This window comes from Candidatus Scalindua japonica (assembly GCF_002443295.1).
GTDB lineage: Bacteria > Planctomycetota > Brocadiia > Brocadiales > Scalinduaceae > Scalindua > Scalindua japonica.
Window position 1 is genome coordinate 55,379 of record NZ_BAOS01000043.1, and the last position, 26,399, is coordinate 81,777.

19 protein-coding genes and 3 pseudogenes are annotated in these 26,399 nt (G+C 40.5%); 18 read left to right on the top strand and 4 right to left on the bottom strand.

Annotation, left to right across the window (positions count from 1 at the left end):
* Positions 1-91: 91 nt before the first annotated feature.
* Positions 92-958 (top strand): prephenate dehydrogenase, encoded by an 867-nt coding sequence (locus SCALIN_RS19925; protein ID WP_096896191.1) that lies wholly within the window; start codon positions 92-94, stop codon positions 956-958.
* A complete protein-coding gene (purL, locus tag SCALIN_RS19930) occupies positions 943-3,849 on the top strand; it encodes a phosphoribosylformylglycinamidine synthase subunit PurL (RefSeq protein WP_096896192.1) in 2,907 nt (968 codons plus the stop codon). The genes SCALIN_RS19925 and purL overlap by 16 nt, the downstream gene beginning before the upstream one ends.
* A 144-nt stretch (positions 3,850-3,993) precedes the next feature.
* Here purL and SCALIN_RS19935 read toward each other — a convergent pair whose 3' ends face one another.
* Positions 3,994-4,830: a PEP-CTERM sorting domain-containing protein gene (locus tag SCALIN_RS19935; RefSeq protein WP_096896209.1), complete on the bottom strand. Its 837-nt coding sequence runs from the start codon at positions 4,828-4,830 to the stop codon at positions 3,994-3,996.
* 520 nt (positions 4,831-5,350) lie between these two features.
* Here SCALIN_RS19935 and SCALIN_RS19940 point away from each other — a divergent pair.
* The 15 genes and pseudogenes from SCALIN_RS19940 to SCALIN_RS20005 all read left to right on the top strand — a co-directional run bounded on the left by SCALIN_RS19940 (position 5,351) and on the right by SCALIN_RS20005 (position 22,684).
* Complete coding sequence (locus SCALIN_RS19940) at positions 5,351-5,638, top strand: ribbon-helix-helix domain-containing protein (RefSeq protein ID WP_096896193.1); 288 nt, start codon at positions 5,351-5,353, stop codon at positions 5,636-5,638.
* A gap of 290 nt (positions 5,639-5,928) precedes the next feature.
* Positions 5,929-6,750, top strand: coding sequence for a phosphoribosylformylglycinamidine synthase I (gene purQ / locus SCALIN_RS19945; RefSeq protein WP_096896194.1), 822 nt, complete (start codon positions 5,929-5,931; stop codon positions 6,748-6,750).
* A gap of 104 nt (positions 6,751-6,854) precedes the next feature.
* The gene (gene nuoE, locus SCALIN_RS19950; protein ID WP_203415590.1) at positions 6,855-7,328 is read left to right on the top strand and encodes an NADH-quinone oxidoreductase subunit NuoE; all 474 of its coding nucleotides are present in this window, start codon (positions 6,855-6,857) and stop codon (positions 7,326-7,328) included.
* Positions 7,329-7,344: 16 nt separating this feature from the next.
* Entirely contained in the window at positions 7,345-8,991 is a 1,647-nt protein-coding gene (nuoF, locus tag SCALIN_RS19955; protein WP_133112092.1) for an NADH-quinone oxidoreductase subunit NuoF, read from the top strand.
* A complete protein-coding gene (locus tag SCALIN_RS19960; protein WP_096896195.1) occupies positions 8,988-9,743 on the top strand; it encodes a hypothetical protein in 756 nt (251 codons plus the stop codon). The genes nuoF and SCALIN_RS19960 overlap by 4 nt, the downstream gene beginning before the upstream one ends.
* Before the next feature lie 169 nt (positions 9,744-9,912).
* Complete coding sequence (gene recJ / locus SCALIN_RS19965; RefSeq protein ID WP_096896196.1) at positions 9,913-11,853, top strand: single-stranded-DNA-specific exonuclease RecJ; 1,941 nt, start codon at positions 9,913-9,915, stop codon at positions 11,851-11,853.
* A gap of 42 nt (positions 11,854-11,895) precedes the next feature.
* A pseudogene (locus SCALIN_RS24195) lies at positions 11,896-12,177 on the top strand (prepilin peptidase); the annotation flags it as partial.
* Complete coding sequence (locus tag SCALIN_RS19970) at positions 12,178-12,777, top strand: prepilin peptidase (RefSeq protein ID WP_230406665.1); 600 nt, start codon at positions 12,178-12,180, stop codon at positions 12,775-12,777. It begins immediately after the preceding pseudogene.
* Positions 12,778-12,934: 157 nt separating this feature from the next.
* A complete protein-coding gene (locus SCALIN_RS19975; RefSeq protein WP_162532431.1) occupies positions 12,935-13,606 on the top strand; it encodes an OmpA/MotB family protein in 672 nt (223 codons plus the stop codon).
* Positions 13,606-14,277, top strand: coding sequence for an imidazole glycerol phosphate synthase subunit HisH (gene hisH / locus SCALIN_RS19980; protein WP_096896212.1), 672 nt, complete (start codon positions 13,606-13,608; stop codon positions 14,275-14,277). Before SCALIN_RS19975 ends, hisH begins: the two co-directional genes overlap by 1 nt.
* A gap of 42 nt (positions 14,278-14,319) precedes the next feature.
* Positions 14,320-16,380 carry an elongation factor G gene (gene fusA, locus SCALIN_RS19985; protein ID WP_096896199.1) on the top strand — a complete coding sequence of 687 codons (2,061 nt, stop codon included), beginning with the start codon at positions 14,320-14,322 and terminating at the stop codon, positions 16,378-16,380.
* Between the two features lie 812 nt (positions 16,381-17,192).
* Positions 17,193-18,902, top strand: a complete 1,710-nt coding sequence (locus tag SCALIN_RS19990; RefSeq protein ID WP_203415591.1) for a cytochrome D1 domain-containing protein — start codon at positions 17,193-17,195, stop codon at positions 18,900-18,902.
* 99 nt (positions 18,903-19,001) lie between these two features.
* A complete protein-coding gene (locus tag SCALIN_RS19995; protein WP_096896201.1) occupies positions 19,002-20,204 on the top strand; it encodes a radical SAM/SPASM domain-containing protein in 1,203 nt (400 codons plus the stop codon).
* Between the two features lie 151 nt (positions 20,205-20,355).
* Entirely contained in the window at positions 20,356-21,519 is a 1,164-nt protein-coding gene (locus SCALIN_RS20000; RefSeq protein WP_133112096.1) for a radical SAM/SPASM domain-containing protein, read from the top strand.
* Complete coding sequence (locus tag SCALIN_RS20005; RefSeq protein ID WP_162532432.1) at positions 21,512-22,684, top strand: radical SAM/SPASM domain-containing protein; 1,173 nt, start codon at positions 21,512-21,514, stop codon at positions 22,682-22,684. The genes SCALIN_RS20000 and SCALIN_RS20005 overlap by 8 nt, the downstream gene beginning before the upstream one ends.
* 254 nt (positions 22,685-22,938) lie before the next feature.
* Here the strand turns inward: SCALIN_RS20005 and SCALIN_RS20010 are convergent, their stop codons facing one another.
* The 3 genes and pseudogenes from SCALIN_RS20010 to SCALIN_RS20015 all read right to left on the bottom strand — a co-directional run bounded on the left by SCALIN_RS20010 (position 22,939) and on the right by SCALIN_RS20015 (position 25,168).
* On the bottom strand, positions 22,939-24,318 hold the full coding sequence (locus SCALIN_RS20010; protein ID WP_096896204.1) for a putative transposase: 1,380 nt from the start codon (positions 24,316-24,318) through the stop codon (positions 22,939-22,941).
* A pseudogene (locus SCALIN_RS24200) lies at positions 24,315-24,635 on the bottom strand (putative transposase); the annotation flags it as partial. The gene SCALIN_RS20010 and the pseudogene SCALIN_RS24200, both read right to left, overlap by 4 nt.
* A 65-nt stretch (positions 24,636-24,700) precedes the next feature.
* On the bottom strand, positions 24,701-25,168 hold the full coding sequence (locus SCALIN_RS20015) for a hypothetical protein (protein WP_096896205.1): 468 nt from the start codon (positions 25,166-25,168) through the stop codon (positions 24,701-24,703).
* 542 nt (positions 25,169-25,710) lie between these two features.
* Here SCALIN_RS20015 and SCALIN_RS24205 point away from each other — a divergent pair.
* A pseudogene (locus tag SCALIN_RS24205) lies at positions 25,711-26,023 on the top strand (GIY-YIG nuclease family protein).
* Positions 26,024-26,399 lie beyond the last annotated feature (376 nt).

The window sequence follows — 26,399 nt, forward strand, 5'->3', positions numbered from 1 at the left end:
AAGCGCTTTGTTATATTATACCTCGGCAGTTTCCCATAAATTTGTTATTTTTAAAATACAAGAAGTCCGCAAGTGAAAGGAGCTAAGTTCTGTGAACTTTGGAGTTGTTGCCATAGTTGGGGCGGGTTTAATAGGAGGTTCAATAGGACTTGGTCTGAAGGAGAGGGGTTTGGCAACTTCTGTCATAGGTGTTGGCCATCGTAAGACATCTATAGATAAAGCACTTAAGATCAATGCAATAGATGAAGGTACACTTAAAGCTGAAGAAGCGGTAAAACAGGCTGACATTATAATATTAGCAACTTCTGTGAGTCTCATACCTGACTATGCTGAGAAAATAATTCCCTTGATGAAAAAATCGGCAATTCTTACTGATGTCGGGAGTACAAAAGATTATATAGTTTCTCAGATAAACGATAAGATAAGGAGTCAATATGATGGGGTACCACCTGATTTCATAGGCGCTCATCCACTGGCCGGTTCGGAGCAGAGAGGTATCGAATCGGCAAGACCAGACCTTTTCGATGGTAGCGTCTGTGTGCTTACCCCGACAACTCTTAATATAAAAGAAAACATAAAAAAACTTTCAGATATGTGGCAGGCGCTGGGTGCTGAAGTCAGTATTATGTCTCCATCTGAACATGATGAAATTCTGGCATTTGTCAGCCACCTGCCTCATTTTGTCGCATCTATTCTTGCCGGTGTTGTTAAAGAGAAGCATTGGAAGTTTGCCGCCAGCGGTTTGAGAGATACTACCAGGATCGCTTCAGGAGATCCTGAACTGTGGTTGAGCATCAGCAGGCAGAATAAGGAAAAAATAATTGATGCGTTGAGATGCTTTTCTGAGGATGTAAAGTCTACTTTAGATGACCTGGAGCATGGAAATGATAATAATGTATTAGAAAAATTAATAAAGGCCAAGACGGTACGTGATAAGAAAAAATGGAAACAAGAATAGAGGTTTTTACTAAAGAAAACTTTCCTGATGCTATCGGGAATGAAATAGTTTCAGAGGTTGTCCATATTGGGATTACATCTGTAGATGAAATCCGTATGGTACAGGTGTACCTGGTAGAGGGGGACCTGTCCAGAGGAGAGATCAGGAAAATCTGCAGTGAATTGTTGATAGACGGACTTACACAGGATTATATTTGCATTGATGGACCGTCTGATGATATACAGGCAGAAAAAGTCAAGATTGGCCGGAAATGGAGTAGTAATAATATTCATACAATTGAGATAACCCGTAAACGAGGTGTGATGGACCCGGTGGAATCCACTGTGATCAAGGGAATCAAAGATCTGGGTTTGAGTGCAAGGTCTGTAAAAACTGCAAAGAGGTTTCTGATAACCGGTCAACTAACGACTGATCAACTTGAAACTATAGCAAATAAAGTGCTTGCTAACAAAATTATAGAAGATGTTTTCATCGGCAAAGATAATCTGTTTTATGAAGATAAAAATAAAACAGTAGACTATGTTTTCAAAAAACAGACTCTTGCAATACTGGATGCGGATGATGAACAGCTTCTGGCGATTAGTGAGAAGGGACAGATGTATTTGACTGTTACTGAGATGAAGGCTGTCCAGAAGCATTTTGCCAAACTTGGTAGAAACCCGACCGACGTTGAACTGGAGACAATTGCTCAGACGTGGTCTGAACATTGTATGCATAAAACGTTTAAGGGAATAATAGATTATAATGGAGAGTATATAGATGATCTTCTTGCCAATACAATAGTAAAAGCTACTTCGGAATTGAATAAACCGTGGTGCGTTTCTGTATTTAAGGATAATGCCGGTATAATTGAATTTGATGAAAATTATAATATCTGTTTCAAGGTTGAAACACATAACCATCCATCTGCAATTGAGCCTTATGGTGGCGCCAATACTGGAATCGGTGGCGTCATAAGGGATACATTGGGTACAGGACTGGGAGCCAAGCCCATTTTAAATACAGATGTTTTCTGCTTTGGACCGCTGGATATGCTTCATGGAAATATTCCGGAAGGGGTCCTTCATCCAAAAAGAGTGTTTAAAGGTGTTGTCTCGGGTGTCAGGGATTATGGTAATCGTATGGGGATCCCTACATCGAATGGAGCTATTTTTTTTGATGAAAGGTATACAGGCAATCCACTTGTTTATTGTGGTAACGCGGGGTTAATTGCAAAGGACAAGTGTGAAAAGGAGTCATATAAAGGTGACTTAATTTTGCTTGTGGGCGGCAGAACGGGAAGGGATGGTATTCACGGGGCAACCTTTTCATCGGTAGAATTGACTCATCAATCAGAGGTCGTATCCGGGGGCGCTGTCCAGATTGGTGATCCTATAATGGAGAGGAAAGTTGCGGACGCACTATTGATAGCACTGGACCGAGGGTTATACAATAATATTACCGATTGCGGTGCTGGAGGTCTCTCTTCAGCCGTGGGAGAGATGGGAGAATCGCTTGGCGCGGTTGTTGATCTTGAAAAAGTACCCCTTAAATATGAAGGACTCTCGTATTCAGAGATCTGGATTTCCGAGGCCCAGGAAAGAATGGTGCTTTCCGTACCACCTGAAAACAGGGAAGAGATTAGAGATATCTTTGAACGAGAAGAAGTAGACGCTACATTTATTGGAGAGTTTACTGGAGATAGAAGACTGCACTTAAGATATAAGGGTGAGACTGTTGCTGATATTGAAATGGCCTTTCTGCATGATGGGCTCCCCAGGATTACACGGAAGGCAACGTGGCATCTGCCGTCACATAAAGAGCCTGAGTTGAAGGAGAAAACGGATTATGGTGAAGATTTAAAAAGAATCCTCTCTTCATGGAATGTCTGTAGCAAAGAGTGGGTAATCCGGCAATATGATCATGAAGTGCAGGGTGGAAGTGTTCTGAAGCCTCTGTTGGGAGTAGATAATGAGGGCCCGGGTGATGCGTGCATTGTCAGGCCGGTTTTAGACTCCAACAAAGGAATAATTGTATCAAATGGTATGAATCCTAAATATGGTGAAATAGATCCTTATCATATGGCTTCTTCGGCAATAGATGAGGCCCTGAGACAAGTTGTATCCGTGGGCGGCAGCCTGGAAAAAGTTGCCCTTCTGGACAACTTCAGTTGGGGCAACACAGATAAACCTGAGTGTCTTGGAGGGCTTGTAAGGGCGTCAAAAGGGTGTTATGATACTGCTTTACATTATGAGGCCCCATTTATATCCGGCAAGGACAGCTTAAATAATGAGTTTAAGGCGGGAGACAAAACTATTGCTATACCACCGACACTACTGATCTCTGCCATATGTGTAATGCCTGACGTTACCAGGGCGATTTCAATGGATGTGAAATCACCCGGTAATCTGATTTATATTGTTGGTATGACAAAAAATGAGCTTGGTGGTTCACACTATTATTTTACACACGGTTTTACAGGAAATTCAGTCCCAAAAGTAGATACAGAGATTGCAAAGAAAACGATGGATCTACTTGCAAATGCGACAGGAAATGGCCTGGTAAGATCATGTCATGACTGTTCGGAAGGCGGGCTTGCTGTTGCTGCAGCAGAAATGAGCTTTGCTGGCGGATATGGAATGGAGCTTGATTTGTCACAAGTGCCTTTTGACACAGGGACAGTCAGGGACGATACTGTTCTTTTTTCGGAATCTAATACACGGTTCATTGTTGAAGTGCAGCCGGAAAAACAGAAAGAGTTTGAGGTGGCAATTAAAGGCGCTCCGTATGGCTGTATAGGAAAAGTTATGGATAATGATATTTTTACTATTCTTTCATTAAGCGGTGAAAAAGTGATCTCAGAAAAACTTTCTGATCTTAAAGAGGCATGGCAGGTAACGCTGAGGTTGTGATTTAAATGTAAAAAACGTAATCAGCCTCTCTTTCGAGAGGATTCCAGAATTGAACTCCTCTCGAAAGAGAGGAAAACACCTACATCCCTGCTTATGAAGAATGTAGGTGTCTTGTATAATTTAGCAATATTGTTAAAGAATTACCTAGCTTTTTTCAGCTGCTTTCTTTTTACATCTGCGTTTTGCTTCTGCACCTGCAAGTCCGACTAGTCCGATGCCGAGTAGGGCTATGGTTGTAGGTTCGGGAATGGCTGGAGGAGTAACTACCTGTGTTATTCCCGCATATGTCACTTGGCTCTGAGAGAAATTATAGAAGCCAAAACTACCGGCACCAAATACGCCATTTATATCAAAAATATTTTCGTTATTATATGTTCCCCCGTCAATGAATATCTGTATTCTATTCTGTTGATATATTAGTTCAAAGTCGTAATCAGTATTGTATGCCCAGCCTTTACCTGAACCTGTATCGGATGCAAGGACAGTAAATTCGTCGTTTGCCTGTCCCTGGTCTACGTGGCTCCAAAAAGAATTTGAAACTCCTGTGGTGCTATGATTAATTACATTATCTGAAAAGTCACCTGAAACCCTTGTAAGATGAAATCCTTCAGTCGCAGAATCCTGATCCCCTTGTTTCCAATCGAAAAGTATGAAATCAAAGTCTGTATTTGCGTCTCCGTTAGCACTGAACGGTGCATTATAACCAAAAACAAAGCCTATAAAATCATTGTCACCTGATGAGCTATTAACGCTGATCGTACTTTCAAATGTATTATTTAAAAATGGGTTATCACTTATGAAAAAGGTGGGTGTTGCAGAATTAACTGTTTGTAACACTGAGTTATTATCGGCAGCTACATTCCATGTACCCCCACCTGGTCCTTCTTCAAGCCATGTTGAAAGATCAATGGGTGCTGCAAAGGTTTTTCCACATACTATTAATATTGCAGCCGCAACTAATGCTATTAATAATTTCTTCATACCTATTCTCCTTCCCTCTATTTTAAAAAATAACGCTACGTAAAACCTCAATATTTACTCTGTAGTTCCTAGAGATTGCTCTTGTCTAAATGCGTATTCTATATATATTAATGTATTGTACCATTATAATGTGAGTAATAAAAGCTTGCGCCAGAAGGTATTACATAAAACTACCCCTTTTAAAAAGAGACTTAATTATACCACAAACATTTATTTATATCAACAATTAAAACCACGTATATCAACTGCGTTGTATAATTAGGAGCTAATTATGGAGATAAAAACTTTGAGAGTTTCTACAGATGGTTAGACACTCACGATCAGGGTATTCTATCAGATGAAATAGGGTACACTATAAGAAACTACATCAACCTGATTGAGAGAAAAAAACAGATATGATTATCATACTTTGATACAAAATATCCTATTAAGTAATAAAGACAAAAAAGACACTTGACAAAGGTGAAATAACGCTGCATTTTCACACAATAATTACATCACTTTTTTGGAGGTTAAAAATATGAGCAGAACAAGTATTTCATTTACCCCCCCCTATGACGAATGGATTAAATCCCAAATTAAGAGAGAAGAGTTTCGTAATAAAAGCGATGTTATAAACGATCTCATTCGCAAAGCTCGGAAAGAACTGGACGAAAGCGAATACATCAGCGCCAAACTGATTAAGTCAGAGAAAAGCGGCTTCCTTGACAAATTCCGTGACGAAATCCTTGCAGGGTTTAAAGACAGATTGCGTCATAATGGGGAATTATGTAGTTTTAAAACGGTTTGCATTTACTTTATGAGATGATTATAATTACTCAGTTCTTTTGTGTACGACTTATCTTATTCAATTCTCGCCCTTGTACTACTTATGCTTGGGAAGACGAGCGTGGGAAGATGAAAAAGATGTCTATTATACAGAACGAAAGGATAAATATCAGGCAACCCTTACTTTATAATTTATAAATATAAATATTAAATGCATAAACATCCTCTCTTTCGAGAGGATTCCAGTTGCGGACTCCTCTCGAAAGAGAGGAGATACTCCCGGTTTTTGCCGAGAGTCATGTCTGGACCTGAAATGGCTAAATTATAACGATGGAAGTTAAAAATAATAATAAACCCAGAGCTTTAATCCTTCGTACGGCAGGAACAAATTGTGCTTATGAAACACAGTATGCACTTGAAAAAGCAGGCGCTGATGTTGATTTAGTTCATGTCAATCAATTAGTAAAGGAAAAGGGCCTCTTGGGCCCTTATCATATCTTTGTTTTGCCTGGTGGGTTTACTTATGGGGATGATATTGCTGCAGGAAAGGTCCTGGCAAATCAGATCAGACATCATATACTGGATGAACTTAAAAGGTTTATCGACGATGGTAAACTGATAATCGGTATCTGTAATGGTTTCCAGGTTTTAATGAAAATGGGTTTGTTGCCCGGAGTGAATGGAAAAGAGGCATATTTAACCGGTAATAAACAACGGTATACTTTGACTTACAATGATTCAAACAAATTTGAGGATAGATGGGTATATTTAAAATCATCTTCAAATAAGTCTGTTTTTGTTGATGATGATAGTTTAATATATGTACCAATAGCTCACGCAGAAGGTAAATTTGTCGCAGGGAACCGGGAAGATATAGATAAACTTGATAAATCCAGGCAAATAGTATTTAAATATGTTGATAAAGATGGTAATATAGCAAACTATCCATGGAATCCTAATGGTTCATCTAGTAATATTGCAGGGGTATGCGATTCTACGGGTAGGGTTCTTGGCATGATGCCACATCCTGAACGTCATATTGATCCAACTCAGCATCCCAGGTGGACGAGGGAAGGATTGAAATCAGAAGGCGATGGGATTGCCATATTCAGGAATGCCATAAATTATATTCGCAGGACATTCAGTACGTGATATTAAGTGGCTTATGTTTTATGATGCAAAATAATATTTAAACTAGTGACTGCCGGCCTAATGTATCTTTTGGCGGGAAAGTACTGATTTAATAAGGAGGAGATGTGGGAGAGAAAACCGTAAATTTAAAGCCTGTGGCCAGGATAATTTCAGAATATAGCCATGATTATGATTCTAACTTGATAGCAATTTTACAGAAAACTCAGGATGAATATGGATATTTGCCAAAATCTGTAATGAAGGAGATTTCAAAGGTAACGGATGTGCCATTAACAAGGATCTTTGGAGTTGCAACATTTTATTCACAATTTACTCTGATACCGCGTGGTAAGCATGCGGTAAAAATTTGTACCGGTACTGCCTGCCATGTTAAGGGAGTGGAAGATGTCAAACAAAGAGTAAAGGAGCACTTAAACGTAGTCGAAGGACAGACTACGTCAGATTACCAATTCACTCTTGAGACAGTTGCCTGCATAGGAACATGCTTTCTTGCGCCTGTAATGATGGTAGATGACAGATATTTTGGTAAGTTGACGACAGATACAGTGACGGATATTGTTAAAGGATATTCAAACTAATAGTTAGGGATAGAAAATGCTGAAAAAATTAAATTCGTATGATGATCTTATTACTATGAAGAAATCAAGTGATAAGAAACGTAAGCAGGATAAGGTCAAAGTGTCCATTTGCATGACCGGCTGCAGGGCCCTGGGAGCTGAAGAAGTTTATGCAGAGTTCAGTAAGCAGATTAAAAAACAGAAATTACAGAACAAGGTCGAGGTTGTTGAGACAGGATGTCAGGGTCTCTGTGCAAGGGCACCGGTTATGACTATAGATCCTCCTGATGCACCTAGTATTTTTTACGGTAGGGTTACCGTTGATATTGTGCCTGATGTTATATCCGACACAATTTTAAAGGGTGAGGTAATAAAGAAACTATGTTATGCCGAAGCCGGTAAAAAAATACCTTATCTGGAAGATATACCATTTTATAGCAAACAGAATAAGATTGTCTTGAGAAATTGTGGAATAATTGATCCAAACAGTATTGAGCAATATATAGAAAATAAAGGATATGATGCGTTTGCAAAAGCTCTTTTTGAACTTGATCCGGAAAAGATAATCAGTGTAATTACTTCTGCGGGTCTGAGAGGGCGTGGAGGTGCTGGTTTTCCCACTGGGCTTAAGTGGGGGTTTTGTAGAAAGGCACAAGGTGATACTAAGTATTTAATATGTAATGCCGATGAAGGTGATCCAGGGGCATTTATGGATAGGGCCATTCTGGAGGGCGACCCTCATGCAGTCATTGAGGGGATGCTGATTGCCGCACGCGCAATTGGTTCTGAAAAAGGTTTTGTTTACGTTCGGGCTGAGTATCCAATTGCAGTCAACCATCTTAGAAATGCGATTTCGCAGGCCAGAAAACTGAATTTACTGGGTAATAATATTCTTGGTTCCGGTTTCAATTTTGATCTGGAAATTAAAATGGGAGCAGGTGCTTTTGTCTGTGGTGAAGAAACCGCCCTGATTGCCTCAATTGAAGGTAAAAGAGGAATGCCGCGTCCTCGTCCACCTTTCCCCGCAAATTCCGGATTGTGGAATATGCCAACTAATATTAATAACGTAGAGACCTTAGCTAATGTACCGATAATAATCGCTGAAGGCGCTACATGGTATAAACAGCTTGGTACAAAGAACGGTGCGGGGACCAAAATATTTGCACTGGCAGGAAAGGTAAAGAATACCGGTCTGGTGGAGGTGCCAATGGGAACAACCTTGAGAGAGATTGTTTTTGATATAGGAGGTGGTGTGCCGGGTCGTCATGGGTTTAAGGCGGCACAGATGGGAGGCCCTTCAGGCGGTTGTGTTCCTGAAGAACATCTGGATTTACCAATAGATTATGAATCGGTAAAGGACGTTGGCGCTATAATGGGGTCTGGTGGTCTGATCGTCATGGACAATGAGACATCAATGGTTGATATCTCAAAATATTTTATGGAGTTTGTACAGGAAGAATCTTGTGGTAAGTGTGTGCCTTGCAGGGTTGGTACTAAAAAGATGCTGGACAAATTGATCAAGATAACAAAAGGTGAAGGTACCAGAGGCGATGTAGAGGATTTAAAAGAAATGGCGCATGTTACACAAACTGCTTCTCTCTGTGGACTTGGACAAACAGCACCAAATCCAGTGTTATCTACAATCAGGTATTTCATGAACGAATATGAAGCTCTTATAAAATGAAAAAAATCGTAGTTGCGGGAACGTCAAGTGGAGTAGGTAAGACTACTATCGCATCATTTATTTTAAGCAATCTATCTGTTCAATCGCCATTATTTAATAAAAATAATGAGGAAACAGGCAGGTATAGTCGTGTCTTGCAGCACGCAGGTAAAACTTCTTATGGGACGGTTGAACATACACCTGACATATCTCTTGCGGAACGCCCATGGAGCGCTTTAAAAATTACAATAAGGCACGAGGGCTCCTGTCCCAGGCACACAGATTGTCATACGTGTGATGATGGATATGAGCCTTTTAAAATTGTAACAAGTGATAGCATTTTAAGGGAGAAAGGAAAAGATACTGATCAATTATTCCGGGCTGGAGCCTCTAACGTTGTCTGGGTCCAATCTGATGCAAATGTAGAGAAAACTGCAATTAAGGCGGCATTAGATTGTTTTGAAAAAGAACATAATCTGTTAATTGAAGGCAACAGTTTTCTTCGTGTTCAAAGTGCTGATGTTTCGATTTTAGTGGTGTCTCCCTCGTTAGATAAAATTAAGAGATCAGCAAGATTACTTCTTAATAAAATAGATTTTATTGTTATTAATACACAAAAAATCCATACCCCTGAAGAGATTAACGAATGCATAGAAAACATGTATGCTTTTGGGTTTGATGTGCCGTTTTACATAGTAAACCCCTGTTCAGAAGCAAATTATTCTAATCAAGCGTTTGTTGAAAAGATGAATGATGTTCTTTTTGGATCATAGAGTAGCCTGTCCTCCCACCTGAATGAGGAAGATGGACAGGCTACCGGGTTTGAAGTGACTAAAGTTAAGTAAATAATAACACTCTATAACTTTAGGCTCTTTAACTTTCTTCACACTTTTGTCGCTACTTTTAGTTCACTTTAGACTCTCTTAATCTTTTATAAAGCGAATGACCGTTCAAGAATTGTTTCAAAAGAAATGGATATTCCCACCCCTGGATATAAATCTTCAAACAAAGATTTCTAACGCGCTGCGTATATCTCCATTATTATCTCAATTGTTGATTAACCGTGGTCTGACGGATATACAATCTGCAGAAATATTTTTACAATCAAAGTTGTCTCTGCTTAGTGATCCAATGTTATTGCCTGATATTAAAAAATCAAGCGAGAGGATTATTGATGCATTAAGCAAGGGTGAAAAAATCACAGTGTATGGTGATTATGATGTTGATGGTATTTCTGCTACAGCATTGATGGTGCAGTGTCTTGAGACACTTTCCGGATTATATTGGAATCATGAATCAACAATAGATTATTACATACCTGATCGTTTAGAAGAGGGCTATGGTTTAAGTGTTGAGGCAATCGAGAAGTTAAGCGAAATGGGAACAAAGGTTATTATCACGGTTGATTGTGGTGTTAATTCTTTTGATGAGGCTAAAGTTGCCAGACGAAAAGGTATTGATCTTATAATCACTGACCACCATGAGCCAGGTGACAAATCGCCTGATAGTGGAAAAAATGCTGACGCAGTGAACCCGGTGTCTTGTGGCTGTGATGATGCTTTCGGACTTATTAACCCTAAACTGATAACATCAAATTATCCTTTCAGAGAGCTTGCCGGTGTTGGAGTCGCTTTTATGCTTGCATGGGCATTAGGACAAATGGCTTCTACTCGTACTGACCATTCCACGGTCCGTCCTGATGATATGAATGGACATAAAAAGGAGCGTCAGTCAGAAACACCGAATAAGAAGGTTGCGATTGAGTTTAGAGATTTTCTGATGGATGCGATAGGGTTAACCGCTCTAGGTACAATTGCAGATGTAGTCCCTTTAAAACAGGAAAACAGGATATTAGCAAAATACGGTCTTAGTTCTCTGGAAAATTCTAGCAATCCCGGAATTAAAGCATTAAAAGAGATTGCGGGGCTAAAAGACAAAACAATTCATTCAAATCATGTAGGCTTTAATTTAGGGCCAAGAATTAATGCTGCCGGTAGAGTGGGAAATGCAAAAAAAGGTGTAGAGTTGTTGACTGCAAAGTGCGAAAATGAAGCAAAGGAACTTGCTGAATATCTGGAAAGCGAAAATAAGAGAAGGCAAAAAATACAAAGTGAAATATTAATATCGGCAAGGAAGATGATATTAAATGATGTGGATGTCAATTCGGAAATGGCAATAATAATATCTGATGACGGCTGGCATCAGGGAGTTGTCGGTGTCGTTGCATCCAGGCTTGCATCAGAATTCTACAGGCCGGTTATTATAATTGCGATTGATGGTGAGATGGGGCACGGGTCTGCTCGATCTGTACCTGATTTCAATCTATATAACGCACTGGTAAAATGCCAGGAATATTTCTCAGACAGGAAGCTACTGATATCATTTGGAGGACATGCGCAAGCTGCGGGATTAAGAATATTAAAAAAGGATATTTCTGTATTCAGGGAAATATTCAATGCAGTTTCAGCAGAGCAGATGCAGGGGGAATGGTTGTCCCCTACGCTGAATATAGACATGGAGGTTAGATTGTCGTCAATTTCGAATTCTTTATTCAAAGAAATGCAATGTCTGTTTCCCCATGGAGAAGGTAATCAGGTTCCTGTGTTTGCTACCAGGAATGTAAAGGCTGTCGGCCAAATACGTCGTTTTGGAGTCAATGGTAAACATTTGGGTTTCTATGTTCGACAAGGAGACGTTTCATTCAAAACAGTCGGGTTTGGATTGGGGGATAAAATAGATGTCCTTAAGCAAAACAATGGAAATTGTTCAATTGCATATGTACTCAGGCATCCATACAGGAAAGAGACAAACCGGCTGTATAACAATAATAATATGATGAATGGTGAGAATATAGAGCTTGAGCTCAAAGATATTTCTCCTTGAAAACGGAATAACGTTTTATTAATATAACACACAATTCAGAAAGTGGAATACTTAAGTTTACAGGGAATTATAATTCAAATATGGGTTTTCGGCATTGGGCTCGTTATCGGAAGTTTCTTAAATGTTTGTATTTGTAGAATCCCCGATAGGACCTCATTGTTGTGGCCGGGTTCTAAATGCGTTAATTGTAGTAAACGTATAATATGGTATGATAATATTCCTGTTTTAAGCTATCTGTTTCTCAGAGGTAAATGCAGACATTGTCAGCATAAGATTTCAGCATTATATCCTATAATAGAGGTGATAACAGGTGTTGTATTCCTTTTGCTATTCCATAGTGTTCTAATAGTAAAAGGCGGTTTGATTTGTGCTTATATCTTTTACCTGATCTTTTGCTGCCTTCTTATTGTTGGTTCGTTTATAGATTTCAAGTTTTATATCATACCAAATGAAATTACGTATACAGGGTTGATCCTGGCCCCGATAGCAGGTCTTCTGTGTACGGGGTGTCTTAATTTGAATAGTGCATTGGGGTTTTTTGATAATAGTGCCAACCAATGGATGAACTCGCTGCAGGTATCTATGATAGGGATTTTTGTTTCCGGAGGAATGATTTTCCTTTGTGGTGTTATAGGTAAACTGGTATTAAAAAAGGATGCGATGGGTTTTGGTGATGTAAAGCTTATGGGTGTTATAGGTGGTTTTTTAGGATGGAAACTAGGTGTTGCAACATTTTTTTTAGCCCCTTTATTTGGATTATTGTTTGGTATACCCAGGCTTATTTCGAAGAAGGGTAAGATGATTCCCTATGGTCCGTTTTTATCACTGGCAGCATTCATATGTTTACTGTTTAAAGATATTTCTGCTGATATTATTGATAATTATCTGGATGTTTATATAAACCTTTTTTTATATTTATTCTAATGCGTGGGAATTTCAAAGTCAGCGAGTAACCTGCCAGACTTCGCTATTCAGGCGGGGAAACCCGCCATGCAATAACATCATTTTTTCCCTCGTAGGTCTGGTTTCTTACCGACATTTATTAAATATGAGATATTAATTTTAGAGAATGGAGGTGTTTATGAGTTTAAAGTCAGGATTTGTAAAATGTTTCTTTTTGTCGTTGATCGTGCTTTTTGCAGGATGTGCGGAGTTGACGAGTCTCCGGGAAGAAAAAACCTTGATGACTCAGAGAATAGATGAGTTACAAAATGAAAACAACAGGTTAAGTAGTCAAAATAATAGTTTGAGTAGTCAATTCTCTGCAAGTAAGGGAGAAAATGCAAGACTGATTGCAGAAAAAAACAGGCTGGAAAATACAAGACGAAGCATGTCACAAAGACTGGGAGGGACGGGTGCAAGTGTAAAGGTTAAGGACGGGCATATTTCCGTAGTCATGCCGTCTTCTGTTTTATTTAATTCAGGACAGACTAAGCTGAAGGAATCTGCAAAAACTAGTTTAACTAAAGTATGTTCTGTCATTAAAAAAGATTTTCCAAATGAGACTATCAGGATTGAGGGGCATACGGATAGTGATCCAATTAAGCGCACAAAACAAGTCTATAATTCCAATTGGGAACTTTCCGCAAAGAGGGCTGCGACGGTGCTTCATTACCTGATAGATACTTGTCATTTGGACCCTCAGAAACTATATCTTGCAGGTTTCGGAAAGTATCAACCTGTGGCCAGCAATAAAAATAAGAGCGGTAAAAAGAAAAACCGACGGGTGGAGATTGTTGTATTATCAAAATGATGATAGCTATAATTGACTATGGAATGGGTAATTTGCGGAGTGTAGGGAAGGCGTTTGAAAAGGTCGGCTTTGATGCTGTTGTAACTGATAAAGCTGAAATTATAGAAAACGCTGATAAAATTGTATTGCCGGGTGTTGGGGCCTTTAAGGACGCGATAGATGGTTTACAGGAAAGAAATTTAATTGGGCCGATAAGAAGCCATATAAAACAAAACAAACTCTTTCTGGGGATCTGTCTTGGGCTTCACCTGCTTTTTTCAAGAAGTTATGAGGATGGAGTACATGAAGGTCTGGATATAATTTCCGGTGAGGTAGTCAGGTTTAACGCTGACAGGTTGAATGTAAATAATGAGAACGGGCAGAAAGAGGTATTTGGCGGGTTGCCTGTTGTAAATAACCAGAGACTGAAAATACCTCATATGGGCTGGAATACAATACAGGCCAGAAAGGAAGTGCCTCTTTTAAAAGGTTTACCGGCTGATCCATATATGTACTTTGTACACTCTTATTTTGTGGTTCCTGACAGAAAGGATGTTGTTGCTACGGAAACAGACTATGGCGCCGCATTTGTATCCATGATATCAATTGACAATATATTTGCAACGCAATTTCATCCTGAGAAGAGTCAGCAATACGGATTGGCAATTCTCAGGAATTTTGGTGAATTATAAATTGTAGGAATTGATAATAGTGAACTCTCTAAGGAGGCGACAATGGGGCAATATGAAACGAAAGATATTAGAAACGTGGCATTTGTTGGGCATGGTGCGTCGGGAAAGACTTCTCTGATTGAAGGTATTCTGTTTAAGGCAGGAGCTACCACCCGTTTAGGTAGCGTTGATGATGGCACTTCTGTGTCCGATTTTGATTCGGAAGAAAAAGAGAGAAAGACCACCATTGATTCTTCAGTACTTCATTGTAATTGGCATGGTAAAGAGATTAATGTAATTGATACGCCCGGGTATCCGGATTTTATAGGTGGTGCAATAGGTGCTTTAAATGCAGTAGAAACTGCAGTGGTAGTAGTTGCCGCAACAAGTGGTATACAGGTAAACACACAGAAAATGTGGGATATTGCCAGTGATGAAGGACTTGCCAGGGTAGTCGTAATTACAAAGATGGATGGTGAAAATATTGACTTTCCTGCACTTCTTGATTCTATTCAAAGTTCGTTTGGAGAAGAGTGTCTTCCGTTAATGTTACCTATAGGACATGGGCCTGACTTCAAAGGAGTGGTGGATATATTAAACCAGTCTGATGAAGTTCCGGATGGAGTGATTGGTGATGTTGTTGAGAACCGTGAGAAGCTGGTAGAAGGTATTGTGTCAGTATGTGATGAACAATTGGAACAGTATTTAGACGGAAAGGAAATAAAACTGGAAACACTTCAGGGATGTTTGAGTACGGCAATTGCTTCAGGTAGTATTGTGCCTGTTTTATGTTGCGAGAACAAGGAGGGGATTGGTGTCGAGGGTATTGTAGATGTGATTGCGGAATATACACCTTCTCCGGAAAAATGTTTGACTTGTAAGTGCTCGAGTGTGAGTGGGGGTGAAGTATCAGAAGAGGAAAAGGAGATAGAGGTTTCAAAAAGTGCTCCTTTCAGCGCGCAGGTGTTTAAGTCTATTACAGATCCATTCGTTGGCAAACTTAGTTTTTTTAGAATATATTCAGGCGTTCTGGAAGGCCATCCTGAAATCTATAACACACGTTCAAAGAAGAATGAAAAAATTGGACATATGTTCAGGACTTTCGGAAAAGAGCAGCAGGAAATAGAAAGATCGATACCGGGTGACATTGTTACAATATCAAAAATCGAAGATATATCGGTTTCAGACACATTATGTGATCCTGATGCTATCGTGAAGTTTGATGATATCAAATTTCCGAAACCAATGGCTTCTCTGGCTATTGAACCTAAAAGCCGCGGGGCGGAACAAAAGATAAGTGAGACTCTAAACAGGTTGGTGGCTGAAGACAGTACATTTAAGGTGTCGAGAGATGTTCAAACGCATGAATTAGTTGTTACGGGGATGAGTAATCTACACCTGGATGTTATCCTTAGTAGATTAAAGAGCCGTTATGACATTGATGTAGAGTCGCGACAACCAAAAATCCCTCATAAAGAGACGATTACTACAAAAGCAAGCGCACAATATAAACATAAAAAGCAGACGGGGGGCAAGGGGCAGTACGGAGAGGTATATTTGCGTATAGAACCTCTGGAGAGGGGTGGCGGTTTTGAATATGTAAGTAAGATTGTTGGTGGAGCAATACCTTCTCAATATATTCCGGCGGTGGAAAAGGGGTTAAGGGAAACAATAGCAAAGGGGATCCTGAGTAATAATCCGATAGTAGACGTCAAAGTTGAACTATACGACGGTACTTTTCATAATGTTGACTCTTCCGAAGCTGCATTTAAGATCGCGGCATCAAAGGCATTTCAGCTCGCATTTAACGATGCGAAACCCGTTTTACTGGAACCTGTGGTTAACATACAGGTAACTATTCCTTCTGAGTTTATGGGTGATATTACAGGTAATCTCTCTTCCAGGAGAGGTCGGGTGCAGGGTATGGACTCTTTTGGAGACCTTCAGGTTGTTCAGGCAAGCATTCCTATGGAGGAGATTAAAAACTACGAAACCGAACTGAAATCAATGACAGGTGGCAGGGGTTCTTATACGATGGAGTTTTCGCATTATGATGTTGTTCCATCGCACCTTGTTCCGCCAATTATTGAGCAGTCAAAGAAGGAAACTGAAAAGGTGGATTAAAAGAGGAAAGGTTGTTTTTAACAGAGAGTTCTGGAAAAAGTATTTTGATAATTTTGTAATCCATGGTTGGTTCCTTGATAAGCAATATATGGGTCTTTGTGAATTAAGTACTTCTGTGTAACCTGTTAAATTCCGATAAATTGTTCTTTTTTTCCTGAATTACAATATGAATTTACAGATTGTCAAAAGAAAGAAAAGAAGTGATAATCAAGTTGCTTGTTTTTTATAGAGAAAATTTGCATATGTCTATGGGATGCAGAAACTTGGGTTGTCTCGACAGCTTGCCTTGTAAACGGTATATATTTTGCTCACTTATACAAATTCAATCCTTTTAAATGTGTGGCGTATTTTATATAATTCAGATAGTAATATAAAATACAGTATCATTTATGAAATCATTTCATGGTAGTTCTTACAATATGTTATTGGGGAATATTTACATAACAGGTCATTGGTGGCAGTTGACCCGATCAAATGATGCCTTGTATAGTGAATGCGTTGGGATTACAGGTATTTAATATCGTTTATACTGATAAGTCTATAAAACGTAGTTTATAAATTAATATAATATTTTTTCTTTTTTAGAAACTATGATACTGTGACTATGAAGGGAGGAGTGTAAAATCTTTCATTGATGGAAGATGTTTTAGTTAAATTTGTTGAAAAAGAAATTTAGATGATAGTAGTTTCAGTTGGTCCAATTGATGTGTGCAGTTCTATTTTTGCTGAAAAGGAATTAAAGACAAAAGGGAAAGTGCAGACTCTAGCGAAAAAATGATTTTATCAAAGCCAATTTCATGGAGGTGAAAGTTATGCGAGAATTGTTAATTGCATTAATGTTAGTCGTTGCTTTTATGGCAGGTGGTACACAGGTGGAAGCCAATGAGGAGGCAGCTAAGCCAAACCCGGTTGTCAAGGAGTTAAAAAAAGTTGTAGAGAAGGTGACAAAAGCTGCTACAGAGGTCGCATCGGAGACGGAGTTTGTCCTGACTCCTGAAGAGTTTGAAAAATGCAGGGTGATTTATTTTGATCGCTGTGCTGGTTGTCACGGTGTTTTAAGAAAAGGGGCCACTGGGCCGGATCTGACACCAAATCAAATGAAACGAAAGGGAAATAAAAAGCTCAGAGATTTCATATGGTTTGGGACTGGTGGTGGAATGCCTGGTTGGGGGAAAATGGGTACTATTACCAGGGAAGAGACAGATCTCCTGGTAAAGTATATTCAGAACGAACCACCTGTTCCGCCTCAGTGGGATATGAAGAAGGTTAAAGGCAGTTGGAAAGTGATAATTCCACCGGAAGAACGCCCAACTAAACCGGAGCACGATCGAGATGTTGATAATATGTTTGCCGTTATTCTGCGCGATGCCGGTCAGATAGCAATTATTGATGGTGACACCAAAGAAGTAGTGAGCACGATTGATTCAGGTTATGCGGTACACATTGTCAGGATGTCAATGTCAGGAAGATACGTCTATTCCATAGGCAGGGATGGCAAGGCAACTATGATAGACCTCTGGATGAAAAAGCCTGATACAGTTGCAGAGATCAGATGTTCGCTTGATGCGAGATCCATCGATGTGAGCAAATTCAAAGGCTATGAAGACAAGCTGGCTGTGGTGGGCGGATACTGGCCGCCTCAGTTTGTGATACTGGACGGTGCCACTCTTGAGCCTATTAAAATTGTGAGCACTCTCGGTTTTACATACGACACAGAAGAGTTTCATCCAGAGCCTCGTGTGGCCAGTATTGTTGCGTCACACTTCGCGCCTGAATGGGTATTGAATATTAAGGAAACCGGACAGGTATGGCTTGTAGATTATTCAAGCCCAAGCAATCCGGGAATTAAAATGATTGAGGCAGAGCGTTTCCTGCATGACGGAGGCTGGGATTCAACCAAACGATACTTCCTTGTAGCTGCGAACGCAAGGAACAAAATAGCCGTAATAGATGCCAAGGAAAAGAAACTTGCTGCCCTTGTCGAGACGGGAGGCATTAAGCCGCATCCGGGAAGAGGGGCAAACTGGGTTGATCCTGAGTTTGGTCCGGTCTGGGCTTCCGGGCACATTGGTGATAGTGTGGTGTCAGTGATAGGTACGGACCCGGAGAATCATCCGGATAGTGCGTGGAAAGTAGTCAGAACAATAAAATCGCTTAGCTCTGGCAACCTGTTTATAAAGACCCATCCGAATAGTAAATGGGTCTGGCTTGATACTCCACTCAGTAAGAAATCGAAGTATCGAACCACTGTTGCTGTATATGATAAGGCAAATATGGCAGCAGGTGTTTTCAAGGAAATAAAACTTGCGGACTATGGTAAGGCAGTGCACATGGAGTATAATAAAGCTGGAGACGAAGTCTGGATAAGTATCTGGGGTAATTTGGGCGATGCTGAGAAGGGTAAGGCAGGTGAGATAGTGGTAATGGACGACAAGACCTTGGAAGTAAAAACGAGGATTCCTAACCTTCTCACCCCTACAGGTAAGTTCAATGTGTATAACACAGTGCATGATTTGTATTAACAGGTTGTTTTAGTAGGTTATAGGAAGGCACGGGTAAATTTTGTTTGTCCGTGCCTCTTTTATTCTTTGTTTTCTCAAGATTGAAAGACGCGGTGTTAGATGATAAATTGTACGAAGCTTTTACAAAGCACAGAAACACTGAACGAGATAAAAAGATATTCGGCAGTAAAGAATGAGACGCCAAAATGGATGCTTCGTTTCTCTAAAACATCCTCTCCCATGGTAGTTTGGAATACAACCAGGAAGTGCAATCTGAGCTGTTCTCATTGTTATATTAACGCGGTTGGAGAAGAGGAAGAACCTGATAATGGAGAGCTTACTACCAGAGAAGCGATAGACATGATCGATGATCTGGTGGCGATCAAATCACCCATGCTGGTTTTTTCCGGCGGAGAACCACTGCTGCGGGACGATCTATATGATCTTAACGTGTATGCTATGAAACAGGGGCTCAGAACTATACTATCGACCAATAGTACACTTATTACCAGAGAAGCAGCGAAGAAGATTAAGGAGGCCGGCTTCGCCTATGTAGGAGTCAGCCTGGATGGTACAGAAAAAGTTCATGATAAATTTCGGGGTGCCGAAGGGGCATTTGAGAAATCGATTCAGGGATTGAGATATCTCATGGAGGCCGGGGTAAAAACAGGCGTAAGATTTGCCATTACCAATCAGAATTACAATGAGTTATCCAAGGTCCTTGAGGTGACCAGGAGCGAAAAAATACCAAGATTCTCACTCTTTCAGCTCGTGTACGGGGGGAGAGGTAAGGAGATTATTGACTGGGACATCTTCAACGATCAGAGGAGAGAGGTAATGGACTACGTAATAAAGGAGGCCAGGGAAAGCAACGGCATGAACATTGTTACCGCCGATAATTATGCCGATGGTATTTATCTGCTGCAGGATGTAGCAGAACACGAGCCTGAACGTGCTGCTGAGGTAGAGAAACTCCTTTCCATGCAGAGCGGCTGTCCCGCAGGTGACGGGCTTGCGAATATAGACAATCGGGGAGATGTGCATCTCTGCCCATATTGGCAGAGCCGGACAATAGGCAACATTCGGGAAAGGAAGTTCAGCGAAATCTGGTTTGACGAAGAAATAGAGATCCTTGCCAGGATGAGGGACAAAACGCGTTATCTCAAAGACAAGTGTGGCAGGTGCAAACTTAATCACCTTTGTAAGGGATGTAGAGTCAGAGCAGAGGTTGCTTGCGGCGACCCTTTTGGCGAAGACCCCGCCTGCTACCTGACCGAGGAGGAGATTAGCGGAGAAAAGGTCAGATTGCTTAACACCCGGTAAATTCAGGTAATAAACTCAGCATAGACAGAAACATTCACAACCGGGGTGCCATGGACAAGCACTCTTCCTGTTTGTCCATGTTTTCCGCATCCCATGAAGTACAACATTCATAAATTAGACTTTTTTAATCACTTTAACTTAGGATTTCCAGGTGATAGAAGTTAGCAGAATACTGGTATCGGAGACGCTTGAAAACAAGGCCCTTCGCCACAAGCGAAAGGAAGGTACTGCCCCGGTTGTGGTGTGGTGTACGACGAAAAGGTGTAATTTGAACTGTATGCACTGTTATTCCGGAGGTAACACTGCCTCTGTTGGTGAACTCTCGACTGATGAAGCAAAAAAAATGCTTGATGAACTGGCAGACTGTGGCTCTCCATTTATGATACTTTCCGGTGGTGAGCCTTTTTTACGGGCGGATGTTTTCGAATTGGGACGTTATGCCAGGGAAATAGGATTGATGATCATAGCCTCTTCCAATGGTACTGTAGTAACCCCGCAGATAGCATCAAATGCGGCAGATGCCGGCATTGGTTATGTTGGTGTCAGCCTGGATGGCCTTGCCGAGACGAACAACTACTTCAGGGGTAGTAGAGATGCTTATAACAATGCTCTTCAGGGAATGCGCAACCTCCGCGATGCAGGGATAAAAACAGGTCTGAGGTTCACCATAACCCGGAACAACTGCCATGAACTTCCACAGATTATGGAATTACTGGTTAAGGAAGGTTTTCATCGTCTCTGCGTTTATCATCTTGAATATGCGGGACGGGGGATAGAACTAATGAATAACGACTTGTCGCCTGATGAACGACGCCGGGCCGTAGATGACTTGTTCAGAAAAACTGTTGAGATAAATAGCTGCAACCACGACCTCGAAGTTCTCACTGTTGGAAACTATGCTGATGCCGCTTATATTTACATGAAAGTTTTGAAAGAAGACCCACAAAAAGCAAAATCAGTGTATGAACACTTTCTGCGTAACGGTGGAGAAGGTTGCGGGGAAAAACTCGCATATATAGACGAACTAGGTAATGTTTATGCCAGTCAACACCTGAAGGCTAAACTGGGGAATATCAGGGAGAGAAGTTTTAAAGAAATCTGGAACAGTGATAATGAATTTCTTTGGAAACTCAGAAACAGGGAAAGTCTGTTTCGTGGCAAGTGCGCTGAATGCAGGTTTCTGGAAATCTGCAGGGGCGGCTCAAGGGCCAGGGCCCTCGCGGTTTATGATGACTTTTGCACCCCTGATCCGAGCTGCTACTTAACCGAAGAGGAAATTCATAAACCGGTGCATGAGGAGCTACGGCATGATTAACTTCAGCCGGTTGCTCAAGGTAAGGGAGACGGCCAGGGATGTTAAAAAACACCACAACAAAAGGGCTGATGAGGTGCCAAAACATCTCATCAGGTACGCAAATGTTAAAACTCCCATGGTTGCCTGGAATATTACCCGTAAGTGCAATTTTTCCTGTGATATATGCCATCTCGACTCAGCTCTTGAGGCGGAGAGTGATGAGCTGACTATGCAGGAAGCTTTAGCGTTTATAGACCAGATGGCGTTAATAAAGGTCCCTATGATTTCTGTCTACGGGGGCGAGCCCTTAACCAGGGATGATTTTTTCAAACTTGCAGGACACGCTCATAATAAAGGACTGAGAGTTATTTTATCCAGCAATGCCGCTCTAATAACAGAGGGCATTGCCAGGGAAATTGCGGAGTCCGGTATTTCTTATGTAGGAATTGATATGGACGGGTTTTCTCAGATAGGTGGAAATATGGACGTTATTGCAGGGTTGGAGAAAGCTTCTCCTGTGATGGAGTACCTCAGAAATGCAGGTGTGGGATGTGGTGTGAGGATTACAATTGGAGACTTCAATCTATCCCGGATGCCTTCCATAATCAAGGCTATTGAAAATGCGGGACTGAAAAGATTCGCGGTTTGTCAGCATTTTGGAGAAAGAGACTGGAAGACCGTTAAAGAAGAAAGACGTAAAATCATCGACTCTCTTATTGATTACGCGATGGAGAACCCGGAGATGGAAGTTGTTACCGAACAATTATATGACGATGGCGTTTACCTGATGAAACGTGTTGCGGAAAACGAACCGGAGCTTGCTGCTGAGATAAAAAAACTCCTTACCAGGCAGGGCGGATGTCCGGCAGGAGACAGAATTGTTAATGTGGACTACCGGGGTGGTGTACACCTTTGCCCATACTGGAAGGGCCGGACGATTGGCAATATTCGGGAGAATAAACTAAGCGACATCTGTTTTGATAAAGGAAACGAGGTTCTTACTAAGTTGAGGGATAAAACGCATTATCTCAAAGGCAGGTGTGGGAGATGTTTGTATAAAGATCTTTGCAGGGGATGCGGCTCCAGGGCAGACGAAATTTGCGGCGATTCCTTCGCAGCGGACCCGGCCTGCTATCTGACTGAGGACGAAATTACAGCGGCAGTTCCAATTGCAGGCAATAAATGATGGTGAAACACAGAAAATTAAATAAGAGCGTTTTATTGTAAAGTTTCTGACCCGTAGGGGAACGAACGCGTGCCCTTGAACATAGTACCCAGGTCTCTTGTGTCCCGAAACATGGTAAGTCAGAGACCAGGATATATCCAACATGCCCAATATGATTTCACCATCTGTCATTCCTGAATTTCTCACCATTTTATGAGGACAAGCCTATCGGGAATCCGGTATCAATAAATTCACACATCCTGACTTCGGTGACTTTACAAGGAGACCAATTTGTAAACAAGCCGCATTTCTGTGCCAGGAAAAACTGTTTCTATTTCATTGAGTTGCTTGCAAAGTTTAAGTGCTATTTTGTTTGACCTCTCATTGCTTAGACTATGAAGTGATACATTTAATATCTTGTTTTCTATGTCTGGTTCAATGTCTACTTCTGTCGAAAATATCTGCCGTAACAACACCCTTGTTGTCTTCCTCTGTGATAGTTTTGGCTCGATCATTGTTGCCATAGCTGTCTCTGCTCTATAATCTATCATCTTTATTGTATCCACAATATGCTTCTTTTCATTTGTTAAACTACTATATTGCTCGCACTCCGGCAACTCTCCAATCTCAATACTCTTCTCTATCTGTTTGCGTTGTTCCTTTAAACCTGCCACCTCATTTCTATACAATTCAATTACTTCCTGCAATTGTGATTTTTTTATTACATACTTTTTCATCTCTTCATCTTCTTCTGTAATGTTTTTGTCTTCGAGTTCCAAGGTTATTTGCCCAAATTCAGACACCCTCTTTCCAAGCTTCTGGCTTACACTTCTTATCCTACTCTCAATATCTCTATAAGCAGGGTTTACCACCTTCACTGTCTCATCAACAGGAGCTGTACCATACTCGATAAGTCTATCAATCCCAAAGTGTTCACGCATGTATTTGAAAAAGTTCTCCTGTGACCATCTGGCGAACATTGTACCCGCTATCACCGCCATGTCAGGGATAAAATCCGTTGTGATTATTGCCGTCTGATGACCACTTTGAGTCAACCTGCGAATCTCTCTTACATTAACTTTCTTTGACAGCTTTGTCATCTTCTCCGCAAGCATCATTCGCACTACCTCACCATTATGCAATTTAACCTCCTCTTCTTTAAACATCTCTTCTGGCCAATCCTTACCCGCATATTTCCTGTATGTATAATACGAGATACGTTGCTCTTCCCACATCTGCTTGAAAAACTCAGGACTATAACCCTCTCTATCAAAGATAACTGAAAATCTTGATAATTGTGGGTTTCTTGTAAGCTCTGATTCAGTAGGTTGGTTGGGGACTTCTTTGAGGAGTTTCGGTATGATCTCGGTCTTCAATATCGACAGCAACCCTTTATTATGAGCGCTGCTAACCACAAAATACGGCTGACCAATAGCATCATTAACCCAGTAATCGCTCATTCCCCTTAAACAAAGCTTTTCACGTGTTACAAACCTTTTAGGCAGTTTTGTCTTTTTTCCATGATAAACTCTTACTCTGCCGTCAACATACAACAACCCGGCTATCACACCTGCAGACCCCATCCACTCTTTTGACAACTCACTATTCCATTGCTGCGCATTATTCTGCTTTGCCCAATATACCAAGCTTTTCACGCATAGTCTTTACCTCTGCCACCTCGATCAAGGCCAACCACCTTTCCCAGCTCACCGGGACTATGGTACTGTAGAGATTCAATATTCTTTATTCTCAGCAACGCGGCAAAGGCTAATGTGATAAATATATGTTGCAGGTTGTAATAACCTTTGGGAAGTGAAAAATACTTCTTGGTATGCTTTAATAATCCATTTGCTAAAAGTGCCGGTAACGCAAAAAGAACTCCTCCATTTGTAACATCACTGGCTTTTTCAAAACACGTTGTTGCCTCTGCTAATTCTCCAATGCTTGCGCTAATACGCTCCTGTAGCCGTGTACATCCTTGCCCTAATACCGCTTCTCTATCTTCTTTGCTTCTCTGGCTTTTATTACTTGGACTTTCTACTTTTTTTTTAAATCATTATTCTGACGCAATTTCCCTTCCCGGATCGCTTTGTATAATGTATTAGCCTTCAATCCCAATTTTTCAGCTACTTCCTTACCGGTATGTGCCTCATCGAGCAATGCTTGTGCTGTGTCTATTACCTCAGGTGTCATCACTCGTGGTGTTCGTTTTATTTCTCTTTGATAAAAAGCTCCCGGCCCACCCTCTCGATATCTCTTTGACCAGCGTTTCATATTGATCGGGTTTAACCCAAAGACTTTATTAATCTCAGACTGTGTCGCATTGCCTGTTACAAAAAGCTGTGCCATAAACATCTTAAATGAATTCAAATCTCCTTCATCGTGTACAAAGATTGGCATCTGACCATTAAAATAATAGACACGTCCGTCCCTTTTGGCAAAACCAATAAGTGGGTTTATTAAAGTTACTTCAGTCGTAAATATAGGTAAAAGCATTTGTGGCATAAGAGGGACTCCTTCCTGTTTTCAGTCTCTTTTCCAAATCACCAGTATGCTTATTACTTTAACCGCTTTTAAGGCCATAAGCTACATATTCTTGAAGTGTTAGGGCTAATTGGGCTTTGTACCGAGGTCAGGAGGTGTGAAGTTACTATTGGAAATGTGCCTTGCTTATTTGATTATGGAGAGAGGTAATCCTGATTGGTATGCTGTTGCGGAGAGCTGGATTCCCGATAAAGGCATTCGGGAATGACAAATAGTGGTATTATTGTTTCACGTTGTATTTTGTAAGTATGTGCTTAAACAGCATTGTCTGGTTAGATTGTTGCTTGTTTCATGTATTGTCCCAAAAATGTCATTTTTACAAGTTCCTGGATACAAATATGCGAGAGCAAGTATATCAGAAACATGTTCAGGTATGACAGTCTTCACGCATGCTATTCCTGAGATGACAAAATTGGTAAGTGTAAGAACCTGATCGAATACTACTGAGAGCTAATAAAATATTGGAAGTAATTATAAACTGAATATTTCAAGGGCATATTTATATGGCAAACACCTATTATGTATACATCCTTGCCGGTAAGCGAAATGGAACACTTTATATCGGAGTGACTAATAATCTTGAACGGCGAATCTATGAACACAAAAACGATCTAGTTGGGGGGTTTTACCAAAAAATATAAGGTTCATTCTCTTGTCTATTATAAAGAGACAAATGATATTTATACGGCACTACAAAGAGAAAAACAGTTAAAGAAGTGGAATAGAAAATGGAAGTTGGAGCTAGTTGAACGGGTTAATCCTGATTGGAATGATATTGCAGAGAGCTGGATTCCCGATAAAGGCATTCGGGAATGACAAATAGTGGTGTTATTGTTTCACGTTGTATTTTGTAAGTATGTGCTTAAACAGCATTGCCTGGTTAGATTATTGCTTGTTTCATGTATTGTTCCAAAGATGTCATTTTCGCAAGTTTCTGGATACAAATATGCGAGGGTAAGTATATGAGAAACATGTTCAGGTATCACACTCTTTACGCATGCTATTCCTGAGATGACATAACTTGACGTATAGGAAATTCAATAATTGTTAACGAGAGTCTAAATTTCCTCATATTGAAAGAGAATGATACTTACAAGGATAATTTCATTATCAGGCATTGAGACTTTTGGTTTAGTTTGGTGGAAAAGAATAGTTTCTCCATTATCATTAGTAAATTCAACAGGAATCATAA